Source organism: Pseudonocardia charpentierae, from assembly GCF_031845345.1.
Lineage (GTDB): Bacteria > Actinomycetota > Actinomycetes > Mycobacteriales > Pseudonocardiaceae > Pseudonocardia > Pseudonocardia charpentierae.
This window is the reverse complement of the sequence record NZ_JAVREJ010000024.1, coordinates 41,687-62,813: the sequence shown is the minus strand read 5'-3', so window position 1 is coordinate 62,813 and position 21,127 is coordinate 41,687. Positions and strand designations below refer to the sequence as shown.

The following is a 21,127-nucleotide window of genomic DNA, read 5'->3' as shown; positions in this document are numbered from 1 at the left end:
CGAGCACACGGAGGACGTCGTGACCATCGGACGAGGCCTGCTGCTGGCCGCCGGCGCCGCCGTCGCCGCGGCCCTGTGGAAGGAGTACCCGGCGATGCGCCGCTACCTGAAGATCGCGCGGATGTGAGCGGCCTGCGCGTCGCGGAGGCCGTCGTGCGGCGCCGCTTCGTCGTGCGCGGCCTGGTGCAGGGCGTCGGGTTCCGCCCGTTCGTGCACGCCACGGCCGGGCGGCTGGCGCTGACCGGGTCGGTGCGCAACGACTCCGGCGGGGTGGTCGTCGAGGTCGAGGGGCGCGACGGCGCGGTGGCCGAGTTCTCCCGGGTGCTGCGGGCCGAGCCACCGCCGCTCGCGCGGGTCCAGGACGTGCAGGTCGACGAGCTGGAGCCGTGCGGCGGTACCGGCTTCACCATCGAGGCCTCCCGCGCCGCGGCCGGCGACCGCACGCCCGCGCCTCCTGACGTCGCCACCTGTGCCGACTGCCTGCGTGAGCTCGCCGACCCGACCGACCGCCGGTACCGGCACCCGTTCGTCAGCTGCACCAACTGCGGGCCGCGGTTCACGGTCATCACCGACCTGCCCTACGACCGGCCGGCGACCACGATGGCCGGCTTCCCGATGTGCGCCGACTGCGCCCGCGAGTACGCCGACCCCGCCGACCGGCGCTTCCACGCCCAGCCGATCGCCTGCCCGGCCTGCGGGCCGCGGCTGGAGTTCCTCGGGGCCGACGGAACGGCCGCGACCGGCGAACCGGCCCTGTCCGCAGCGAAGGCACTGCTGGCCACGGGCGGTGTCCTCGCGGTCAAGGGGCTGGGCGGCTACCACCTGGCGGCCGTGGCGACCGACGAGCGCGCGGTCGCGACCCTGCGGGCGCGCAAGCGGCGGGGCGGCAAGCCGTTCGCCGTGATGGTCCGCAACCTCGCCGCCGCCCGCGCGCTCGCCGACATCGACCTCGTCGCCAAAGACCTGCTCACCGGGCCGGCCCGGCCCATCGTCCTGCTGCCGCGCCGGGGCGGGGGGCTCGCGCCGTCCGTGGCACCGGGCAGTCCGGACGTCGGCCTGCTGCTGCCCTACACCCCGGTCCACCACCTGCTGCTCGGCCTGCCCGGCGAGCCCCCGTCGGCGCCCCTGGTGATGACCTCGGGCAACCTCGGGGGCGAGCCGATCGCGTCGGACGACGCGGACGCCCGCGTGCGGCTGGCGCCGCTCGTCGACGGGTGGCTGGGTCACGACCGCCGCATCGCCGTGCCGTGTGACGACTCGGTCGTCCGCGTGGTCGACGGCGAGGTGCTGCCGCTGCGCCGCTCCCGCGGCTACGCCCCGCTGCCGGTGCCGCTGCCGTTCCCGGTGCCGCCCACCCTGGCCGTCGGGGGCGACCTCAAGAACACCTGCTGCCTGGGCTCGGGCCGGTCCGCCTGGCTGAGCGGGCACATCGGCGACATGGACGACCTGGCCACCCTCGCCGCCTTCGACACCGCCGAGCGGCATCTGGAGCACCTCAGCGGCGTCGTTCCGGACCACCTCGCGGCGGACGCCCACCCGCGCTACCGCTCCCGCGCCTGGGCCACCCGGCACGCCGCCGGCCGTCCTCTGCGGACCGTGCAGCACCACCACGCGCACGTCGCTGCGGTGATGGCTGAGCACGGGCACGCCGGGCCCGTGGTCGGCGTGGCGTTCGACGGCACGGGCTACGGCACGGACGGCGCGGTGTGGGGCGGAGAGGTGCTCGTCGCCGACTACCGCGGGTTCCGTCGGTTCGCGCACCTGGCCTACGTGCCGCTCCCCGGCGGCGACGCGTCGGTACTCCGGCCGTACCGGATGGCGCTGGCCCACCTGCACGCCGCCGGCATCCCGTGGGACGCCGACCTGCCCCCGGTCGCAGCGTGCCCCCCGGTCGAGCGCGCCGCGCTGGCCCACCAGCTCGCCACCGGGCTGGGCTGCGTGCCCACCTCCAGCGCCGGCCGGCTGTTCGACGCGGTCAGCTCCCTGCTCGGCGTGCGGCACACGGTCGACTTCGAGGCCCAGGCCGCGATCGAGCTGGAGAGCCGCGCGCGGGGCGTCCGGGCCGACGGCGCGTACGCGTTCACGATCCAGGAGGGTGAGCCGCTCCTGGCCGACCCGGCCCCCGTCCTCCGCGCGCTGGTCGCGGACCTGCGGGCGGGGGTCGCCGCCGGCGTCGCGGGTGCACGGTTCCACGCCGCCGTCGTCGACCTCGTCGTCGAGCTGGCTCGGCGGGCCCGCGCCGCGCACGACCTGGACACCGTCGCCCTCTCCGGCGGCGTGTTCGGCAACGCGCTGCTGCTCGCCGGCGCGGCCGCGGCGCTGCGCTCGGACGGCTTCACCGTGCTGCGGCACCGCCGGGTGCCTCCGAACGACGGCGGGCTGGCACTGGGCCAGCTGGTCGTTTCCGCCACACTCACGAAGGAGGGCTGACCGTGTGCCTCGCGGTACCGGGCCGGGTCGTCGGCGTCGAGGAACGCCACGACACGCTGATGGCCGAGGTCGACTTCGGCGGCGTCCGCAAGGACGTCTGCCTGCAGTACCTGCCGGACGCCGGGATCGGCGACTACGTGATCGTGCACGTCGGGTTCGCCATCCAGCGGCTGGACGAGCGGTCGGCGCTCGAGTCGCTCGCCGAGTTCGAGCGGCTGGGGCTGATGCAGGAGGAGTTCGGCGACCCGTTCGCCGCGGCGGCCCGCCAGATGGAGGAGGAGTCGTGAAGTACCTCGACGAGTTCGCCGACCCCGACCTGGCGGCACGGCTGCTGGACCGGATCCACGCCGTGACCACCCGACCGTGGGCGATCATGGAGGTCTGCGGCGGGCAGACGCACTCGATCATCCGGCACGGGATCGACCAACTGCTGCCGGCCGGGATCGAGATGATCCACGGGCCGGGCTGCCCGGTGTGCGTCACCCCGCTGGAGGTCATCGACAAGGCGCTGGAGATCGCCGCGCGGCCCGACGTGATCTTCTGCTCGTTCGGCGACATGCTGCGCGTGCCGGGCAGCGACCGGGACCTGTTCCGGGTCAAGAGCGAGGGCGGTGACGTCCGGGTCGTCTACTCGCCGCTCGACGCGCTGACCCTCGCCCGGGACAACCCGGACCGCGAGGTCGTCTTCTTCGGCATCGGCTTCGAGACCACGGCGCCGGCGAACGCGATGACCGTGTACCAGGCGCGTCGGCTGGGCGTCCGCAACTTCTCGTTGCTGGTGTCGCACGTTCTCGTGCCGCCGGCGATCGCCGCGATCATGGAGTCGCCGAGCTGCCGGGTGCAGGCCTTCCTCGGCGCCGGGCACGTCTGCAGCGTGATGGGGACGGCCGAGTACCCACCGCTCGCGCAGCGCTACCGGGTGCCGATCGTCGTCACCGGGTTCGAGCCGCTGGACATCCTGGAGGGCATCCGCCGCGCGGTGGTGCAGCTGGAGGCCGGCCGGTACGAGGTGGAGAACGCCTACCGGCGCGCGGTCCCGGCCGAGGGCAACCCGGCCGCGAAGGCGATGCTGCAGGAGGTCTTCGAGGTGACCGACCGGGCGTGGCGCGGCATCGGCGTCATCGCGCGGAGCGGCTGGCGGCTCGCCCCGGCGTTCGCCGAGTTCGACGCTGAGCGGCGCTTCGCCGTGCAGGACATCCACACCGCCGAGTCGTCGGTCTGCCGCTCCGGCGAGGTGCTGCAGGGGCTGCTCAAGCCGCACGAGTGCGCGGCGTTCGGCAGGGAGTGCACCCCGCGCAACCCGCTGGGGGCGACGATGGTGTCGTCCGAGGGGGCGTGCGCGGCCTACCACCGTTACCGGCGGCTGGAGCTGACCCGTGTCTGAGGTGAACGGCCGGAACGGGGCCCCCGTCGATCTCGCCGCCTGGAGCTGCCCGCTGCCCCTTCGCGACTCGCCGACCGTCGTCATGGGCCACGGGGGCGGCGGCGCGCTGTCCGCCGAGCTGGTCGAGCACCTGTTCCTGCCCGCGTTCGGCCCGGTCGGCGAGCTGCGCGACTCTGCGGTGGTGGACGTCGGGACGGCGCGCGTCGCCTTCTCCACGGACTCCTACGTCGTGCGGCCGCTGTTCTTCCCGGGCGGCTCGATCGGCGACCTCGCGGTGAACGGCACCGTCAACGACCTGGCGATGTCCGGCGCGCAACCGCTCTACCTCTCGACGGCCTTCATCCTCGAGGAGGGCACGGCGTTGGCCGACCTCGGGCGCGTCGCCGAGGCCCTGGGCGCCGCGGCCCGGGCGGCAGGGGTGCGGCTGGTCACCGGTGACACCAAGGTCGTCGACGCCGGGCACGGCGACGGTGTCTACGTGAACACGGCGGGACTCGGGCTCGTCGGTCCCGGCGTCGACATCCGCCCAGGACGGGCCCGGCCCGGTGACGTCGTCCTGGTCAGCGGCGACCTCGGACGGCATGGGGTCGCGGTGCTCAGCTGCCGCGAGGGCCTGGAGTTCGGCACCGCGGTCGAGAGCGACACCGCCCCGCTGCACGGGCTGGTCGCCGCGATGCTCGACACGGGCGCCGACGTGCACGTGCTGCGTGACCCCACCCGCGGGGGACTCGCGGCGTCGCTCAACGAGATCGCCACCACGGCCGGCGTCGGGATCGAGATCGTGGAGCGGCAGGTCCCGGTCCCGCCCGAGGTCGCCGACGCCTGCGCGATCCTCGGGCTGGACCCGTTCTACGTCGCCAACGAGGGTCGGCTCGTGGCCGTGGTGCCGCCCGTCGACGCGGACCGGGTGCTGGCCGTGATGCGCGGACACCCCCACGGAAGCGGTGCCGCGGTCATCGGTCGCGTCACGGCGGAGCACCCGGCGATGGTGGTGGCGCGGACGGGGCTCGGGGCGACGCGAGTGGTGGACCTGCCGGTGGGTGAGCAGCTGCCCCGCATCTGCTGACCCGGACGGGCCCGTCCAGGTCAGCCGCGTGCACCCGTCGTCACCGCGGCCGCGGCCTCAGCTGCTCCAGCGCCCAGCTGTAGGGAGACGGAGTCGCGCTGGCGCTGCCTGGGTGCTCGACGTGGTCCCGCCGACCCGCGGTCTCATCGAGCGGCCAGCGTCTCCACGGTGGTCGCCCAGGCCTTCCATGCGGCAAGAGCTATGAGCGAACCGCCCACACTGAAGCGCCCTGCCAGTCGATGGCCACTACCGGCTCGTCGCCGACCACCCAGGCGTCGTGCCCCGGCGGTAACGAAGTGATCTCACCGGGCACCGAGTCGATCTCAGTTCCGTCCGCCATCATCACGTGGATCCGTCCACTGACCAGGTACTGCTGATGGGGCGCCATACACAGGTCGGTGCCCGCCACCGGCTTGACGTCCGTGGACCACTTCCAACCCGGCTGGAGGGTCATCCTGCCCACCTGCGCCCCTCCGGCGAGGTTGACCAGTTCCATCCGCCAGTTCTCGCCCTCGCGGACCTCATCGGGGCTGTTGAACGACACGTGCTCCACGGGCTGGGTCGCGGTCATGACTCCTCCGGCACACGTTCCTCGGGTGTGGGCTCCCCGTTGTCCTCCACTTTGGCCACTTCGTCAATGCACCCAGTGGCCGAGGACGGCGCCTCTGCCGACTGGACATCTTCAGGGTCGATGCGGCCGCCGTCGACCACCACACCGATGCCCATCCGCTGGCGTCCCGCAGGCCGCGCCTGGAATCGTCAGAAGACCTGTGTAACCCCTGATCATGGAGACGCATCGATGACGGACGTAACGGCCGAGGACTCGGTCCAGGGCGACGAGCAGCCCGCGCGGGACCCGGTCGATCAGCAGCTAGTCGACCGACGTGGGCGCGGTGCAGGTCGACTGAATCCGCCCGGGTGTCCGGGAGCCATGGGTTTGAGTGGCTGGGCTTGACGAGGGAGGTCACGTTCCCGCTGGCGGCGGACGTCCCGGCCCGACACACGAGGCTGGTGTGGTTAGCGCGCGTGTCCGAGAGGGAGATGAGCCCCCACGCCCACGACCAGCGGATTTGCGTCTGAGTAGAGAAAGCTCGAAGCGAACGCACTGGTCAGGGTCTGTCGATGTGTCCGAGGGGGACATGCGCACTGACCACACGCCTTCGACTCACCCAGTCGTCGCTCAGCCTGGGACGTGGACGGACGGGTTGGCGATGATGGATCTGTCCCGCATTGAACATCCACGACTTGCCCGGGAGTACGCGCGGATCAGCGCTGAGTCCGAGCGGCGCGGTACGGCCGAGGCTCCGACGACGGGTTGGCGGTCTGGCCGAGCGGGTGATCGAGGTCGGAAGGTGCCCCATGCGGCCTCAGGTTGAGTAAGGTGCTGGCCGGAGGCGGTTGTGGTGTCCGGGATCAGCCTCGATGATCACTACACGGTGCCGGGTCGACACTGGCATTCGCTGGGCGACGGCCGGGTGCAGTGCGACGTGTGCCCGCGGGCCTGTCGGTTGCACGAGGGCCAGCGGGGTCTGTGTTTCGTCCGGGGCCGGGTCGCCGATCAGGTGGTGTTGACCTCGTACGGTCGCTCGAGCGGGTTCTGCGTGGATCCGATCGAAAAGAAGCCACTCAATCACTTCCTGCCGGGGAGTGCGGTGTTGTCGTTCGGGACCGCGGGCTGCAACCTGGCGTGCCGGTTCTGCCAGAACTGGGACATCTCCAAGTCGCGGGAGATCGACCGGCTGTCCGACGCCGCCAACCCGGACGACATTGCCCAGGCGGCGGTCCGGTTGGGGTGTCGCAGTGTGGCGATGACCTACAACGACCCGGTGATATTCCTCGAGTACGCGATCGACGTCGCGGACGCCTGCCGGGCCCGGGGGATCAAGGCGGTCGCGGTGACGGCGGGCTACCTGACCGACGCGCCGCGGCGAGAGCTGTTCAACCATCTCGACGCGGCGAACGTGGACCTGAAGGCGTTCACCGACGACTTCTATCGCCGCACCTGTGCGGCACGCCTGCAGCCGGTGCTGGACACCCTGGTGTACCTGCGGCGGGAGACGGACGTGTGGTTCGAGATCACGACGTTGCTGATCCCCGGGCACAACGACTCGGATGCCGAGATCGACGCCGAGTGTGGATGGATCGCCGACAACCTCGGCGCCGACGTCCCGCTGCACTTCACCGCGTTCCACCCCGACTTCAAGATGCGCGACGTCCCTCCGACGCCACCGGCCACCCTGCTGCGGGCCCGGCAGATCGCGCTGGGACACGGGCTGCGGTTCGTCTACGCCGGCAATGTCCACGACGCCGAGGGTGGCCGGACGACCTGTCCGGGCTGCGGCGCCGCCGTGGTGGAGCGGGACTGGTACCGCATCGACCACTATCGGCTCACCGACGACGGACGGTGCGCTCGATGCGGGATGGAATTACCCGGCCGCTACGACGGTCCGGTCGAGCGCTGGGGGCCCCGCCGGGTACCGGTGTCGATCACCAGCGGGATCCGGTCCTGACCCGTGGAGGGTGACGGGGTTCGCGTGCGTCCGGCGGCAGTCGCCGGCCGGTTCTACCCCGACGACCCCGACGCGCTCGCCGCGCTGGTGGATGCGCTGCTGGCGGACGTTCCGCCTCCGCGGCGACGCTCGCGGCCGGTCGCCGTCGTCGCTCCGCACGCGGGCTTCCGGTTCTCCGGCCCGGTGGCGGCAGCCGCGTACGCGGACCTGTCTTCGTGGCGCGGCAACGTGGGCCGTGTGGTGGTGCTCGGTCCCGCACATTTCACGCCGCTGCACGGCATGGCGATCCCGAGCGTCGGGGCCTTCGCCACCCCGCTCGGTCCGGTTCCGGTCGACGCCGACGCACGCGCGGTCGCGGCCGGGTTGTCCGCCGTCGTGGTCGACGACGAGCCGCACGCGAGCGAACATGCCATCGAAACGCAGCTACCGTTCCTGATCCGCACGCTGGGCCCGGGGGTACCGGTTCTCCCCGTCGTCGTGGGCGGCACGCCGCCGTCGGCGGTCGCCACTCTCCTGACCACCCTGCTTGGCGCAGCCGGCACGATCGTCGTTGTTTCCACCGACCTGAGCCATTACCTGAACCGTGCGCAGGCCCGCGAACGCGACACCCACACCGCCGCCGCCGTCCTCGCCTGCAACGGCGACGCGCTTCAGCCCGGCGACGCCTGCGGCTTCCACCCCCTGCGCGGGCTGCTGCGCCATGCCGTGGACCGCGGCCTCGTCGTCGATCAGCTCCAGTTGGCCACGTCGGCCGACACCGGAGGCAATCCCGGGCGCGTCGTCGGATACGGAGCCTTCCTGTTTCACGAGGCAACCGGCGAGGCCACGGAGTGACCCCGCTCCGTCGGCGCGTCGCGCCGGCGAGATCCGGCCTCCGGCCTCCGGCCCGGTCCAGGCTTCTTCAGATCGAAGTACTGAGGCCGCCGACGGGCGGAGACGAACGGGATATGCACGCGCGGGCAACGGCGAGCCGGCGGGCGATCTCGCCGGTGATCAGGTCGGCGTCGGCGGCCCAGCGCTCTTCCCGTTCGTCCTCGGGTACGCCGCGGTAGGACCGCAACAGGTCGTCGAGTGCGGCGAAGAGCTCGGCGATCGCTACGGCCCTCCCCGGTGATGGAATCTTCTGCACGGTATCCACGCTGTCCTGGCCTACTCCCGCGCGATCGGATCCGAGTGGCCCATCGGCACCTCCGGCTGCCGACCGATGGCTGGGCAGCGCGGACGTGCTCGACGCGCTGGTCGGGGTCACGCCGTCGGATGGAAACGGGCCGCCGCGTCCGGGAGGCGGTCGGTCTTGTCAGTGCCGGGGGCGGCGCCGACCACGGCCGCGGAAGGCGTCCTTGAACTTCTGCCCGGCCTGCTTGAGGCCGCCTCGGACCTCCTCGGAGCTGCCCTCGGCCTCGAGCCGCCGGTCACCGCTCACCGCGCCGGCGTTGCGCTTCATCCGCCCCCGCAGCTCCTGGACCCTGTTGGCGAACTTGTCCGCGAAGCCCACTTCAACCACCCTCCGCCGAGGGGCGCCCGGACCCCCCGGGGCCCGTCGGTACCAGCGAGGATACGCCCCCAGCCGCGAGGGGAGCGGTGTCGTTGACGGCGCCGCGAGCATGCCGGGGCGAGGTAGACGAGGGCTTGTGCCGGGCTCCACCGGCACGGGGTATCTGGCCAGCTGCGGGACGGCGGCAAGGATCTCGGGGGCGCTCAGCACTACCCGGAACTATTGACAGTTTGGCCCTCCCCGATGCGCGGCCGTCGTCGCTCCGTCGACGGCACGACTGTGAGTGCCCGAATGTGCAGAGCCCCGTGACCGGCTGGCTCGCCGCTGCTCCGAACGTGGTTCGGGCACTGGCGAGCCTCCACCTCCCGCGACGGCGACCAACCCAGGCTCGCGGGAAACGGGTAACAATCGGATCGACCTGGAGCTGGGCAGGTGGCCGATCCCCTACCATCATCCGTTTCGACCGGTTCCGTGTGGTGAGGGCTCACATCATGCGAGACAACATCGAATTCGACCGCCGCCGTTTCCTGCGTGCAGCGGGCCTACTGGCACTCGGTGGAGCCGCGGTGGCCTGCGGCGGTGACTCCGGAGGCGGGCCGCCCGAGCCACCGGCAGCTGCTGCTCCGTCCGGCGCCTTCACCGAGCCCCGGTCGGCTCTGTCGGGGACCATCGCGATCCTCATGTGGAGCCACTTCGTGCCGGCGCACGACATGTGGTTCGACCCGTGGGCGAGGGAATGGGGCTCGCGGGTCGGTGTGGACGTGACCGTCGATCACATCAACTACGCCGAGCTGCCCGCGCGGACGCAGGCCGAGATCCAGGCCCGGCAGGGCCATGACCTCATCCTGCACATCGCCCCCGTTCCGCAGTACGAGCCAAGCGTGCTCGACCTCACCGACGTGGTGACCGAGGCGGGCAACCGTTACGGCGAGCAGCTCGACCTCTGTCGGAGGTCGAGCTACAACCCGACCACCCGCAAGTTCTTCGCCTACGCTCCCGCGTGGGTCCCCGACCCGGGTGACTACCGCCGCAGCCTGTGGACCCCTGTCGGACTCCCCGATGGCCCAGGAACGTGGGACGACCTGCTTCGGGGCGGCGCGGAGATCAAGCGCAGCCAGGATGTCCAGCTCGGTGTCGGCATGTCGCAGGAAATCGACTCGAACATGGCGGGCCGTGCGCTGTTGTGGTCGTTCGGCGCCTCGATCCAGGATGAGAACGAGCAGGTCGCCATCAACTCTCCGCAGGCTGTTGAGGCCGTCGATTTCATGGCTCGGCTTTTCCGGGACGCGATGACGCCGGAGGTGTTCTCATGGAATGCCGCGTCGAACAACCAGGGCTTGGCCGCCGGCCAGTTGTCCTACATCCTCAACTCGATCTCGGCGTGGCGGACCTCGCAGGAGACCGACCCCGAGGTGGCCGACGACATCTTCTTCACCCCGGCGCTGCGCGGTCCCGCGGACGCCCGGGCCGCGAGCCACGTCATGTACAACTGGATCATCCCCAGCTTCGCGGCGAATGCGGACGCGGCGAAGGAGTTCCTGTTGTACTACACCGACAACCTCGACGTGATCGCCTGGAACTCGCGGCTCTACGACTTCCCGGCTTACGCCGACGTGGTGCCCGATCTCGCCGGATGGCTGCAGAGCGACCCGTTCGGCGCCCGGCCCGCGGACAAGCTCGCCCTGCTGGCGAACGCCACCGAGTGGAGCACGAACATCGGTTACCCCGGCACGGCCAACACGGCCGAGGGCGAGGTGTTCGCGACCTTCGTCATCCCGAACATGTTCGCCCGGGCCGCCCGCGGCGAGGTCAGCGCGCAGCAGGCGGTCACCGACGCCGAGGCCCAGATCCGCCCGATCTTCGACCAGTGGCGGGCGCGCGGGCTGATCGGCACCGGCGGGAGCTGAGGACGTGGCGACGGTCGAGGTCCGCCACTTGCAGAAGCACTTCGACGGCGGCCGCGTGCGCGCCATCGACGAGATCGACCTGGCCACCGGTGAGGGCGAGTACCTCGTGCTCCTCGGGCCTTCGGGCTGCGGTAAGACCACGCTGCTGCGCACCATCGCCGGGCTCGAGGAGCCGACGGCCGGTGACGTCCTCATCGGTGGTCGGGTCGTGACCGGGCTGCCGCCTCGCGCGCGGCGGATCGCGATGGTGTTCCAGAGCTACGCGCTCTACCCGCACAAGACCGTGCTGGCCAACATCGTGTTTCCGCTCCGGGCGGCCCGGGTGGCGGTGGGGGAGCGGGAGGAGCGGGCCCGCAAAGCGGCCGAGATGCTGGACATCGGGCACCTGCTCGACCGAAAACCGCGCCAGCTCTCCGGCGGCGAGCGCCAACGCGTCGCACTGGCCCGTGCACTGGTCCGCGAGCCGGCGGTGTTCCTGCTCGACGAGCCCCTCTCCAACCTGGACGCCAAGCTGCGGGCGAGCGCCCGCGACGAGCTGAAGCGGTTTCAGCAGCGCGTCGGAGTGACGACGATGTATGTCACGCACGACCAGAGCGAGGCGATGGGGCTCGGCGAGCGCATCGCGGTGATGAGCGCCGGACGGGTCCGGCAGATCGGTGCGCCGGTCGAGGTTTACGACGATCCCGCCGACACCTTCGTCGCGACCTTCATCGGCTCCCCGCCGATGAACCTCGTGCCCCGCGGCGAGGTGCTCGTCGGCTTCCGGCCCGAGCATCTGCTACCCGAGGAGAACGTGACCGGCGACCGGATCACGGTCGCGCTGGATGTCCAGCGGATGGAGTACCTCTCCGGCGACCGGCACGTCTACGGGACGGTCCAGCTGGGCGACCACCCCACCCGCGTCATCGCCCGCCTACCCGCCACCGTGGACACGCCGATCGCGGTCGGCGAGCAGCACGACTTCGCCATCGCCGTGGACCGGCTGCGGTTCTTCGACGAACGCACCGGCCAACGGACCGATCCGCTGCGCGTGGGGTCCTGATGGCGGGTCCCCGGGCGGCATCGGCGGAGTGCACCGTGCCGACTGAACCGGCGACGGCGCACCGCCGGCGTCTGGTCGACCGGGACGAGGCACTCGCCTGGGCCTTCCTCGTCCCGTCGGTCGCCTACGTCGCCGCCCTCGTCGGCATCCCGTTCTTTCTCGCCATCGCGTTCAGCCTCTCCGACGTGACCGGCGGCGACCCCAGCTTCGACTGGGTCGGTCTGCGCAACTTCAACCGGATCTTCGCCGACCCGGTGTTCTGGCGGTCCCTACGCAACACATTGGTGTTCACCGCCGTGTCGATGCTGCTGATCGTGGTCTGCGGCAAGGTGCTCGCCAACGTCCTCATCGCGCAGTTCCGCGGCCGATGGCTGGTGCGCTTCCTGGTGTTACTGCCATGGACCACGCCGGTGGCGCTGTCCACCATCACCTGGCTGTGGCTCCTTGACTCGGTGTTCTCGCCGATCGACTGGGTGCTGCGGGAACTCGGCCTGATCCAGTCCAACACCTACTGGCTGGGCCGGCCGGTGCTGGCCATGGCCTCGGTCATCGCCGTCCACGTCTGGCGGCTGGTGCCGCTCGCCGCGGTCATCATGATGGCCGGGCTGCTGTCGGTGCCGAAGGACGTGCAGGAGCAGGCGACGGTCGACGGCGCGGGGTACTGGCGGCGGATGTTCGAGATCACCATCCCGCTGACCGCCCCGGTCATCGCCATCTCCGCGCTGTTCGGCGCGATCTTCACGTTCACCGACATGGCGGTCGTGTACGTCCTCACCCGTGGCGGCCCGACCAACGGGACCCAGGTACTGGCCAGCTGGGCGTTCTTCCGCGGCATCGAGGGCGGCGACATCGGTCAGGGCGCCGCGATCGCGCTGTTCCTCTTCCCGCTGTTGCTGGCCGCGGCGATCGCCATCCTGCGGGCGGTCCGCCGCACGGAGGTGAGCTGACGGCATGGCCGGGTTCGAGGCGGACGAACGCGAGCGGCGACGCCTCGGTCGGCGGTATCGGGCGGGGCGGGTCGGCCTCTACCTGCTCGCCGTCCTGGCCGCGCTGGTGGCGGCCGGACCGTTCCTCTGGGCGGTCATCACGACATTCAAGCAAGACAGCGACCTTTACCGACGACGCAACAACCCGTTCGTCTTCAACGAACCCCCGACGCTCGACCACGTTGACCTACTGCTGACCCGTACCGGATTCGCCACATTCGCCTGGAACACACTCTGGGTCGGGGTACTGGTCGTGGCGGTCACCCTCGCACTGAGCTTCCCGGCCGCCTACAGCCTCGCCCGGCTGGACCGACCCTGGGCCGGGTGGATGGGCATAGCCATCTTCTTCGTCTACCTGGTGCCACCGACCCTGCTGTTCCTGTCGCTGTCGCGGATCGTGGTCGCGCTCGGGCTGCAGGACTCCACCTGGTCACTGGTCGTGGTCTACCCGACAATCACGATCCCGGTCTCGGTCTGGCTGCTCATCGGTTTCCTGAAGACCATCCCGAAGGACATCGAGGAACAAGCGATGGTCGACGGGTACAGCCGAGTGGGGGCCATGCTGCGAGTGGTCGTGCCGCTCACATTCCCCGGCATTGTGGCCGTCGTCGTGTTCGCCTTCACCCTCACTGCGAGCGAGTTCATCTACGCGCTTGCGTTCATCTCGCCCAGCTCCGAGAAAGTGATCAGCACCGGTGTGCCGACCGAACTCGTCCGCGGTGACGTGTTCTTCTGGCAGTCGCTGCAGGCCGCCGCCGTCCTCGTGGCGGTCCCGATCGCGCTGGTCTTCAACCTGTTCCTCAACCGCTTCATCGCCGGCTTCACTCAGGGAGCGGTCAAGGGGTGACGCCACCAGCACCAGCTGTATCCCTCTCACGGCGACGCTGCGGCGCGAGGGACATGCGGATTCGGAGTGGAGGTGGGCAGGAGCCAGAGCGCCAAGGAACTGTGCTCTATTGATCGAGGCGGCTGAGAAGATCGTCGGCCGCGGCCTTGAGCTCCTCGGCGTGCCGCTTGTCCTGATGTGTCTGCTCTTCGTAGGTGGCCAGCCGCTCACTGACCCTGCTCAGCAGCGACGAGAAGGCGCGGACCTCGGGTTCGGTAAGTGTCACCTGAGCGGCCATGCTCCAGCTCCTCTCCGGCCGGCGCGGTCCTGTCCTGGGGCAACCAGGATCCTGCGCTCGTGCCGCCCGCACAAGCGGTCCGGTCATCGTGTTTGGTCGCGATGACTTCGCATATGCCAGAAGGCCCCGATCTGCCGATGTCGGATGTCGCGCCCGCGCGATGCCGTGCCGGGCCGTCCCGACACCCCGAGGCCGACAACTACGTGACGTCGCAAAGCTTGCGCTGCTGTTCCGGGCCAGAATGACCCTGTCGCGGTGACGGCAGCGGTCCGACAATGCCCACGACGAGGGCGGGGAGTTGTGGTGCCGTTCGTGGATCGGGTGGATGCGGGGCGACGGCTGGGGGCGCGGCTACGCCACCTGAGGGGTGCGGACGTGGTGGTGCTCGGATTGCCGCGGGGCGGGGTGCCAGTGGCCTCGGAGGTGGCCCGGGCGCTGGCGGCGCCGTTGGATGTGATCATCGTGCGCAAGCTGGGGGTGCCGTCGCAGCCGGAGCTCGCGATGGGCGCGGTTGGGGAAGACGGCGTACTGGTGGTGAACCAGCGGGTAGTGCAGGCGGTGCCCGTCGGCGAGGTCGCGTTCGTCGGGGTGGAGCGGCGGGAGCGTGAGGAGGTGCGACGGCGGGCGCAGCAGTTCCGTGGGCACAGGGCGCGGCTGCCGCTGGTGGGTCGGACGGCGCTGGTGGTCGACGACGGCATCGCAACCGGGTCGACGGCGCGGGCGGCGTGCCGGGTGGCGCGGGCCCACGGGGCGGCGCGGGTGGTGCTGGCGGCGCCGGTGTGTGCGCCCGATGTAGCGCGCACGCTGGGCGATGTGGCCGACGAGATGGTGTGCCTAATGGCCCCGAAGCGGTTTGTCACGGTCGGGCAGTTCTACGCGGACTTCGGCCGACCTCCGAAGCGGAGGTGGTCGAGCTGCTCCGTCCCGGCCCCGGTTCATACCCGATCGACACCCGTGATGACCCACCCCCGGTGGCGGGAACGCCACGGTAGGGGAGCGGCTCGGCCGAGGGACGCGGCGCGGCCGGTGGTTGTCGTGGTGGGCGGCTGCGCGTTTGACGTCATCTACGTCATGTTCAAGTCGTACCGCCTGCGACGTGGTCCGCCGCCGGGCCGGCGTGGCACGGCCGTGCAGCAAGCCGGCCGTTGCAGAGACGTCATTCGTGATGCGCCCGTGACTGAATGTGCCTTGTCCGGGATGTGGGGCAGGGTCATCCTGCCGGGAACACTCGGGAGCAGCGTCGGGAGCGCGAGATGACCGAGGTGCAGCCGGCTCGGACCTACCCGTTGGGCGTGAGTCGCCCACCGCTCGAACTCGGGGACCTGCCCACCCCGGAGGAAGCCTTCGGGGTTCGTCGCATCGGGCCGCGGGAGCTGTGCGCCTACGTGGTCGGCCCGAGCCTGATCGCGCTGGGGATCTCGATCGGTAGTGGCGAGTGGCTACTCGGCCCGCAGGCGGTCGGCCAGTTCGGCTTCACCGGTGTCGGCTGGGTCATCCTGGTCTCGGCGGTCTTGCAGACCTTCTACAACGTCGAGTGCGCGCGGTACGTCGTCGCGACCGGCGAGGTTCCGGTTCTGGGCTGGGGGCGGGTGCCTCCGGGTGCGGCATTCTGGGTTCCGTTCTCGGCCTTCGTGGTGATCTTTGCGTTCATCGCCGGGGGCTGGGCGGCCTCGGCGGGTCAAGGCGTCTTCGCGCTGGTCAATGGGCGGGTCGCGGCGCCGGACGAGGTGCAGGCGACGCGCTGGTACGCGATCGCTCTGCTCGTGCTCGTGTTCGTCATCACCGCGGCCGCTCGGAAGATCAGCAGGGCTCTCGAGCTGTCGAACTGGGTGATGGTCGGCACCATCCTCATCGTCCTGTTGGTCGTGGACCTCGTCGTGGTGCCGTGGAGTGTGTGGTGGGAGGGCATCAGCGGCCTGGTCACCCCGGCTGCACCGCCCGCGGGGATCACCGCGACCCAGCTCGGCGCGTTGGCCGGGTTCACTGCACTGGCCTCGGGCCTGAACTGGTACGTCATGGGCCACTACCGGGACAAGGGCTACGGGATGGGTCACCGCACCGGCTACATCACTGGTCTGCGTGGAGGGCGGCGCGACGTTCGTGCCGTGGGTGTGACGTTCCCGGACGACGAGCGCAACACCACGCTCTGGCGACGGTGGTACCGGCTGCTGATGGTCGACATGTGGGGGGTGTTCTTCGTCGGAGCGATGCTCGGGATGCTGCTGCCGACGGTGCTCATGTCCCATGCCGTGGCGCTGTCGGGGCGGCAGCCGACGGCGGCGACGGTACCGACGTTCGTCGCTGACACCCTGCGCCCGCAGTACGGCACTGGGATGTTCTACCTGCTCCTGCTGATGGGTGTGCTCATCCTGTTCTCCACCCAGCTGGGCATCTTTGAGGCGATGGTTCGGGTGGTCACCGACGCGGCGCCGGCCAGCAAGCGGCTGCGGGGACTCATCGAGAACGACCCGCGTCGGTTCTACTACCCGTTCATGATCACGTTGCTCGTCGTCATCGCGTTCGTCCTGCATCTGGCCGTGCCAGTCGCTCTCATTCAGTTCTCGGCCAACATGTCGAACTTCGGCGCGCTGATCTACCCCTTCCTGCTGATGTACCTCAACAGCAGGCTGCCGCGGGCGGCGCGGCCGCGTCCGTGGCATTACGTGATTCTCGTCCTCAACTTCTTGTTCTTCGGGTTCTTCTTCGTCAACTTCGTCGCCGACTTCGTGGGCGACCCGCTGGTCACCTTCTGATCCTGCAGAAGGGACGACGAGACTGCGTGCGTCGCGGTCGGGCAGCCGGAGCTGAACCGCCAGGGTGCTCACCACTGCTTTCTCCTCGCTGCCAGGAAAGAAGGCGAGCAGAACGCAGGTCAGAAGCTTGATTTTGTGCCCGAGGGGGGACTCGCGCACTGACCACGGGGCTGGCGTTGCGCGTCCGACGATCGACGATCTCTCGCCTCCGTGCCCGGGGTTCAGCACCAGGCCTTACACGACGCCGGGCGTCGGCCGGTCGGTGAACGGATGCCGGACCCAGGCGAAGAACCGCCGGACGTCTCGAACCCGCCTGGCCGGGCGGCCGGGCCTCGCCCAGCCAGGCCCGGCGCTGCGCGATCTCGGCGACCCGCGTCCTCCGCCAGGCCCCGTCCCGGGCGAGCCCGGCGAGCGCGGCCTCCTGTCCGGCCCGTGGCGAGCAGATCGCGACGCAGTCCAACAGACGACGCGTCGACCAGTAGTTGACCTGTCGAGCCGGGGTCGGCGACAGTGATGTATGCCACATAAGGAGAGCTGCCCGGCGTTCGCCATCACGCCGAGGAGCCCGAGCGAGCCGGCCCGCTCCACCTCGACCGTGATGCGGCCGGCCGCCCGAGACCGCGCACCTCGCCTGCGCGCCGCTTCCGTGCTCGCGATCGTCATCGTCCTCGTCAGTGCGTGCTCAGGCACCGAGTCGAGCGGCGGAGCCGGCGGCGGCGGTTATCCCGACCGACAGATCACGATTGTCGTGCCCTTCTCCGCGGGCGGACCGACCGACACCGTGACCCGGCTGATCGCTGAACCGATGAGCGCCAAGCTCGGGCAGCAGATCGTCGTGCAGAACGTCGAAGGGGCCGGCGGGACGCTCGGTGCCGGGCAGGTCGCGAGGGCCACGCCGGATGGATACACCGTGCTGATGCACCACATCGGCATGTCCACGGCGCCGACCCTGTACCCGCAGCTGCCCTACGCACCACTCGAGGACTTCGAGACCGTCGGTCTCGTCACGGAGGTCCCGATGACGATCGTCGGTCGCAAGGACCTTGCTCCCAACACGCTTCAGGAGCTCGTCGCCTATGTGCGGGGCAACCCCGGCGGGGTCACGCTGGCGACGGCGGGGGTCGGCGCTGCGTCTCAGCTGTGCGGCCTGCTGATCGAGCGCGCCTTCCAGGTTGACGTCACCGAGGTGCCCTACGAGGGAACCGGTCCGGCGCTGACCGATCTCGTCGGGGGGCAGGTGGACATGATGTGTGACCAGACCACCAACACCACGGGGCAGATCACCGCGGGCGGGGTCAAGGCCTACGCGGTGACCACCCCTGAGCGGGTCGCGGTCCTGCCGGATCTTCCCACCACCGTGGAGGCGGGGCTGCCGGAGGTTCAGGTCTCGGTGTGGCACGGCCTCTACGTGCCGGCCGACACGCCACCGGAGGTCGTCCAGGCGCTCACGGACGCGCTCGCCGTCGCCCTGCAGGACCAGAACGTGGTCGCCGCGATGGCCAAACTCGGGACCGCGCCGGTGGCGGCGACTGACGTCACGCCGCAGGCGCACTCCGACCAGCTCCGCCAACAGATCGACTTCTGGGGTCCCGTCATCAAGGCGGCCAGCCCAACGCCCGGCGGCTGACTCGTCTCCCATCCCCGACGCGACAGGAACCGCGACACACCGTGACCCCGAGCGAGGTGCCCGACCCCGGGCTGACGAAGTCACCACCCCCCGACCGCCGCGCCGGCCGCGACCCGCGTCCCGACCTGCTGGCGGGGGGCACCTTCGTGATTGTCGGCCTAATGTTCGTCGTGGCTTCGAGCCGCTACGAGCTCGGCAGCGCACTGCAGATGGGACCGGGGTACTACCCGCTCGTACTCGGTGGTCTCCTCGTTGCCCTTGGGGTCGGCGTGGCCGTGGAGGGCCTGTTCCGCCGCCGGAACCCGCGGGACGCCGCCGTCCGGGACCCGACCCCTGCGCCCGCCCCCCGGGACGATACGGGTGGGGACGATACGGGTGGGGACGATGCGGGCGGTGACGACGCGGATAGCGACGACGCGGCCGGCGAAGAGCGTGGGCCCGTTCCCTGGATGTCGATGGCGCTCGTCGTCGCGGCAATCGTCGCGTTCGCTCTGGGGGTGCGCGAACTGGGTCTCGTTCCCGCGCTGCTGATCGCCACCTTCCTGGCCGCCTTGGCCGGACGCCGCAACGCGGCCTGGGCCGCCGGTGTCGCGGTCGGCCTCACCGTGCTCTGCGTGCTGATCTTCGTCGTCGCCCTGCAGCTGCGACTCCCGCTCGTCGGCTCCCTGTTCACGGGCTAGGCGCCGGACGTGGACTGGGCCAACCTGCAGCTCGGTGTCGAAGCCGCGCTCACGCCGACCAACATTCTCGTGTGCCTGATCGGGGTCGTGATCGGCACGGCGGTCGGCGTCCTGCCGGGCATCGGCCCGACGGCGACCATTGCCCTGTTGCTGCCCATCACCTTCAACCTGGACGCGGTCGCGGCGCTGATCATGCTGGCCGGGATCTACTACGGTGCGCAGTACGGCGGGTCCACGAGCGCGATCCTGCTGAACGTCCCGGGTGAGTCCTCGGCCGCGGTGACGGCCATCGACGGGTACCAGATGGCCCGGCGGGGTAGGGCGGGGCAAGCGCTGGCCACCGCGGCCCTCGGGTCCTTCTTCGCCGGGACGGTGGCCACGGTCGTCCTCGCCGTCCTTGCGCCACCGCTGTCCCGCGCCGCGCTAGCGTTCGGGCCGGCCGAGTACTTCTCGCTGGTGGTCCTCGGCCTCATCGCCTCGGTCGCGTTGGCGAGCGGCCCGATGGTCAAGGCCCTTGCGATGATCGTTCTTGGGCTCCTACTGGGAACGGTCGGTCAGGACATCTACTCCGGGACACCCCGTTTCACCTTCGGGTCGCGCGAGCTGTTCGACGGTCTGAACTTCGTTTCGCTGGCGGTGGGGCTGTTCGGAGTGGCGGAGATCCTGCGCAACCTGGAGGCCGGTGGCATAGCCCGAGCCTCGGTCCGGAAGGTGCAGGGCCTGTGGCTGAGCAAAGCCGAGCTGCGCCAGATCGTCAGGCCGGTGCTGCGTGGAACCGGCCTCGGCTCGCTGCTCGGCGTTCTACCCGGTGGTGGGCACGTGCTGGCGTCCTTCGCGTCCTACGCCGTGGAGAAGCGGCTGTCCCGACGACCGGAGACGTTCGGCCGAGGCGCGATCGAAGGGGTGGCCGGGCCGGAGTCGGCCAACAATGCCGCCGCGCAGACGTCCTTCATCCCCCTGCTGACGCTCGGCCTGCCAGCCCACCCCGTGATGGCGCTGCTCGTGGGCGCGTTCATCATCCAGGGCATCACCCCCGGGCCGAACGTGATCCAGGACGAGCCCGTGCTGGTATGGGGCCTGATCGTGTCGATGTGGGTCGGCAACATCCTGCTGGTGGTTCTCAACCTGCCGCTGATCGGGCTATGGGTGCGGATGCTCCGGGTTCCTTACGGCGTGCTGTTTCCCGCGATCATCGCGTTCTCGGCGGTCGGCTGCTACTCGCTCGGCCTCAACGCCTACGACGTGCTGGCCGTCGCGCTCTTCGGGGTGCTCGGCTACTTCCTCGTCCGGATGGGCTGCGAGCCCGCCCCGCTGCTGCTGGGCTTCGTCCTCGGCCCGTTATTGGAGGAGAACCTCCGCCGCGCGTTGATCATCTCGCGCGGCGACCCCAGTGTGTTCGTGTCCCGGCCGATCTCCCTGGCGCTGCTGGTGCTGGCCGCGGTGGCCGTCGTCGTGGCGGCGCTCCCCGCGATCCGCAGGAGGCGCGAGGTCGTCTTCGCCGAGGACGCGTGACACCGGAGGCGACACCGGGCGCTCCGCGGAGGCTGCTGAGTAGTGATCTCGACCGGTTGGTCGAGCTGCGGCAGATGCGCCCGGCGCCGCGGCGGTCGACCAACACTTCTTGGCCGGCTGGAATAACGTCATCGTGAAGAAGGCACCGGGATCCTCCCGCGCCTGATCGCGTTCCGGCTGACGAACCCCGGACGGAGCCCGACGAGTTCGTCGTGACATCACGCTGGTCGACGGCAGCCCGAGCCCGAACTGGTGCCACCCGGATGTTGGCAGGAGCCGCACGAGCGAGCCTGGCTGGCGGGGGGTGGCCGGCTCGTGCTGCAGGGGATGCCGGAAGCCGCCCCCGTGCGGCCGGCCGAGGAGCCCGCCCGGCTCGAGCTCGTCAAGGCCGAGGGCCGCGACCAGGCCGTGGGCTCGCCATCCGGCCGGGGGAGCACGTCCCGGTCGTCCTTTGCGCACGAGGAAGAAGTGTGCATGCAAAGTGCTGGTCACAGACTCGTTCGTGTGTCCGAGGGGGGACTTGAACCCCCACGCCCGTTAAAGGGCACTAGCACCTCAAGCTAGCGCGTCTGCCATTCCGCCACTCGGACCAGCGCACGACCGTGCCGTGC

General features: G+C 70.6%; 20 protein-coding genes and 1 tRNA gene. 16 read left to right on the top strand and 5 right to left on the bottom strand.

The window, feature by feature from the left end; genetic code table 11:
* Window positions 1–19: 19 nt before the first annotated feature.
* Genes RM445_RS32525 through hypE form a run of 5 tightly spaced genes read left to right on the top strand, consistent with a single transcriptional unit; the run spans window position 20 to window position 4,880 of the window.
* Complete coding sequence (locus RM445_RS32525; protein ID WP_397469402.1) at window positions 20–127, top strand: DUF6893 family small protein; 108 nt, start codon at window positions 20–22, stop codon at window positions 125–127.
* Window positions 124–2,430 (top strand): carbamoyltransferase HypF, encoded by a 2,307-nt coding sequence (gene hypF / locus RM445_RS26295; protein WP_311559541.1) that lies wholly within the window; start codon window positions 124–126, stop codon window positions 2,428–2,430. Before RM445_RS32525 ends, hypF begins: the two co-directional genes overlap by 4 nt.
* Window positions 2,431–2,432: 2 nt before the next feature.
* Window positions 2,433–2,717 carry a HypC/HybG/HupF family hydrogenase formation chaperone gene (locus tag RM445_RS26290; RefSeq protein WP_311559540.1) on the top strand — a complete coding sequence of 95 codons (285 nt, stop codon included), beginning with the start codon at window positions 2,433–2,435 and terminating at the stop codon, window positions 2,715–2,717.
* Entirely contained in the window at window positions 2,714–3,814 is a 1,101-nt protein-coding gene (hypD, locus tag RM445_RS26285; RefSeq protein ID WP_311559539.1) for a hydrogenase formation protein HypD, read from the top strand. The genes RM445_RS26290 and hypD overlap by 4 nt, the downstream gene beginning before the upstream one ends.
* On the top strand, window positions 3,807–4,880 hold the full coding sequence (gene hypE / locus RM445_RS26280) for a hydrogenase expression/formation protein HypE (protein ID WP_311559538.1): 1,074 nt from the start codon (window positions 3,807–3,809) through the stop codon (window positions 4,878–4,880). The genes hypD and hypE overlap by 8 nt, the downstream gene beginning before the upstream one ends.
* Before the next feature lie 199 nt (window positions 4,881–5,079).
* Here hypE and RM445_RS26275 read toward each other — a convergent pair whose 3' ends face one another.
* Window positions 5,080–5,451, bottom strand: a complete 372-nt coding sequence (locus RM445_RS26275) for a cupin domain-containing protein (protein WP_311559537.1) — start codon at window positions 5,449–5,451, stop codon at window positions 5,080–5,082.
* Between the two features lie 829 nt (window positions 5,452–6,280).
* Here RM445_RS26275 and amrS point away from each other — a divergent pair.
* Window positions 6,281–7,390, top strand: a complete 1,110-nt coding sequence (amrS, locus tag RM445_RS26270; protein WP_311559536.1) for an AmmeMemoRadiSam system radical SAM enzyme — start codon at window positions 6,281–6,283, stop codon at window positions 7,388–7,390.
* A gap of 24 nt (window positions 7,391–7,414) precedes the next feature.
* Window positions 7,415–8,224, top strand: coding sequence for an AmmeMemoRadiSam system protein B (gene amrB, locus RM445_RS26265; protein WP_311559535.1), 810 nt, complete (start codon window positions 7,415–7,417; stop codon window positions 8,222–8,224).
* A gap of 67 nt (window positions 8,225–8,291) precedes the next feature.
* Here the strand turns inward: amrB and RM445_RS26260 are convergent, their stop codons facing one another.
* Together RM445_RS26260 and RM445_RS26255 are read right to left on the bottom strand one after the other, a co-directional pair.
* Window positions 8,292–8,528 (bottom strand): hypothetical protein, encoded by a 237-nt coding sequence (locus RM445_RS26260; RefSeq protein WP_311559534.1) that lies wholly within the window; start codon window positions 8,526–8,528, stop codon window positions 8,292–8,294.
* A 159-nt stretch (window positions 8,529–8,687) separates the two neighbouring features.
* Entirely contained in the window at window positions 8,688–8,885 is a 198-nt protein-coding gene (locus RM445_RS26255; protein ID WP_311559533.1) for a CsbD family protein, read from the bottom strand.
* 491 nt (window positions 8,886–9,376) lie between these two features.
* Between RM445_RS26255 and RM445_RS26250 the strand changes: the two genes are divergently transcribed.
* From RM445_RS26250 to RM445_RS26235, 4 genes are read left to right on the top strand one after another with little or no spacing between them, the layout of a single operon-like run.
* The gene (locus RM445_RS26250) at window positions 9,377–10,792 is read left to right on the top strand and encodes an ABC transporter substrate-binding protein (protein WP_311559532.1); all 1,416 of its coding nucleotides are present in this window, start codon (window positions 9,377–9,379) and stop codon (window positions 10,790–10,792) included.
* A 4-nt stretch (window positions 10,793–10,796) separates the two neighbouring features.
* Window positions 10,797–11,834, top strand: a complete 1,038-nt coding sequence (locus RM445_RS26245; protein WP_311559531.1) for an ABC transporter ATP-binding protein — start codon at window positions 10,797–10,799, stop codon at window positions 11,832–11,834.
* Between the two features lie 35 nt (window positions 11,835–11,869).
* Window positions 11,870–12,781 carry a carbohydrate ABC transporter permease gene (locus RM445_RS26240; RefSeq protein ID WP_311559530.1) on the top strand — a complete coding sequence of 304 codons (912 nt, stop codon included), beginning with the start codon at window positions 11,870–11,872 and terminating at the stop codon, window positions 12,779–12,781.
* 4 nt (window positions 12,782–12,785) lie between these two features.
* A complete protein-coding gene (locus RM445_RS26235; protein WP_311559529.1) occupies window positions 12,786–13,667 on the top strand; it encodes a carbohydrate ABC transporter permease in 882 nt (293 codons plus the stop codon).
* A gap of 106 nt (window positions 13,668–13,773) precedes the next feature.
* On the opposite strand, the gene RM445_RS26230 is transcribed toward RM445_RS26235, so the two are convergent.
* On the bottom strand, window positions 13,774–13,944 hold the full coding sequence (locus RM445_RS26230) for a hypothetical protein (RefSeq protein WP_311559528.1): 171 nt from the start codon (window positions 13,942–13,944) through the stop codon (window positions 13,774–13,776).
* 303 nt (window positions 13,945–14,247) lie between these two features.
* On the opposite strand from RM445_RS26230, the gene RM445_RS26225 reads away from it, so the two are divergent.
* From RM445_RS26225 to RM445_RS26205, 5 genes are all read left to right on the top strand, one after another.
* Window positions 14,248–15,201 (top strand): phosphoribosyltransferase, encoded by a 954-nt coding sequence (locus RM445_RS26225; RefSeq protein ID WP_311559527.1) that lies wholly within the window; start codon window positions 14,248–14,250, stop codon window positions 15,199–15,201.
* Complete coding sequence (locus RM445_RS26220) at window positions 15,198–16,697, top strand: Nramp family divalent metal transporter (protein ID WP_311559526.1); 1,500 nt, start codon at window positions 15,198–15,200, stop codon at window positions 16,695–16,697. The genes RM445_RS26225 and RM445_RS26220 overlap by 4 nt, the downstream gene beginning before the upstream one ends.
* Before the next feature lie 748 nt (window positions 16,698–17,445).
* The gene (locus RM445_RS26215) at window positions 17,446–18,324 is read left to right on the top strand and encodes a tripartite tricarboxylate transporter substrate-binding protein (protein WP_311559525.1); all 879 of its coding nucleotides are present in this window, start codon (window positions 17,446–17,448) and stop codon (window positions 18,322–18,324) included.
* Window positions 18,325–18,365: 41 nt separating this feature from the next.
* On the top strand, window positions 18,366–19,004 hold the full coding sequence (locus RM445_RS26210; RefSeq protein ID WP_311559524.1) for a tripartite tricarboxylate transporter TctB family protein: 639 nt from the start codon (window positions 18,366–18,368) through the stop codon (window positions 19,002–19,004).
* 9 nt (window positions 19,005–19,013) lie between these two features.
* Entirely contained in the window at window positions 19,014–20,516 is a 1,503-nt protein-coding gene (locus tag RM445_RS26205; protein WP_311559523.1) for a tripartite tricarboxylate transporter permease, read from the top strand.
* Window positions 20,517–21,021: 505 nt separating this feature from the next.
* Here the strand turns inward: RM445_RS26205 and RM445_RS26200 are convergent.
* Window positions 21,022–21,106: transfer RNA gene (locus tag RM445_RS26200), tRNA-Leu, on the bottom strand.
* Window positions 21,107–21,127 lie beyond the last annotated feature (21 nt).

Bases quoted from the DNA above. Each gene is read 5' to 3' on its own strand.
- RM445_RS26275 (WP_311559537.1), bottom strand. From the start codon at position 5,451: ATGACCGCGACCCAGCCCGTGGAGCACGTGTCGTTCAACAGCCCCGAT.
- RM445_RS26250 (WP_311559532.1), top strand. From the start codon at position 9,377: ATGCGAGACAACATCGAATTCGACCGCCGCCGTTTCCTGCGTGCAGCG.
- RM445_RS26235 (WP_311559529.1), top strand. From the start codon at position 12,786: ATGGCCGGGTTCGAGGCGGACGAACGCGAGCGGCGACGCCTCGGTCGG.
- RM445_RS26230 (WP_311559528.1), bottom strand. From the start codon at position 13,944: ATGGCCGCTCAGGTGACACTTACCGAACCCGAGGTCCGCGCCTTCTCG.
- RM445_RS26220 (WP_311559526.1), top strand. From the start codon at position 15,198: ATGACCGAGGTGCAGCCGGCTCGGACCTACCCGTTGGGCGTGAGTCGC.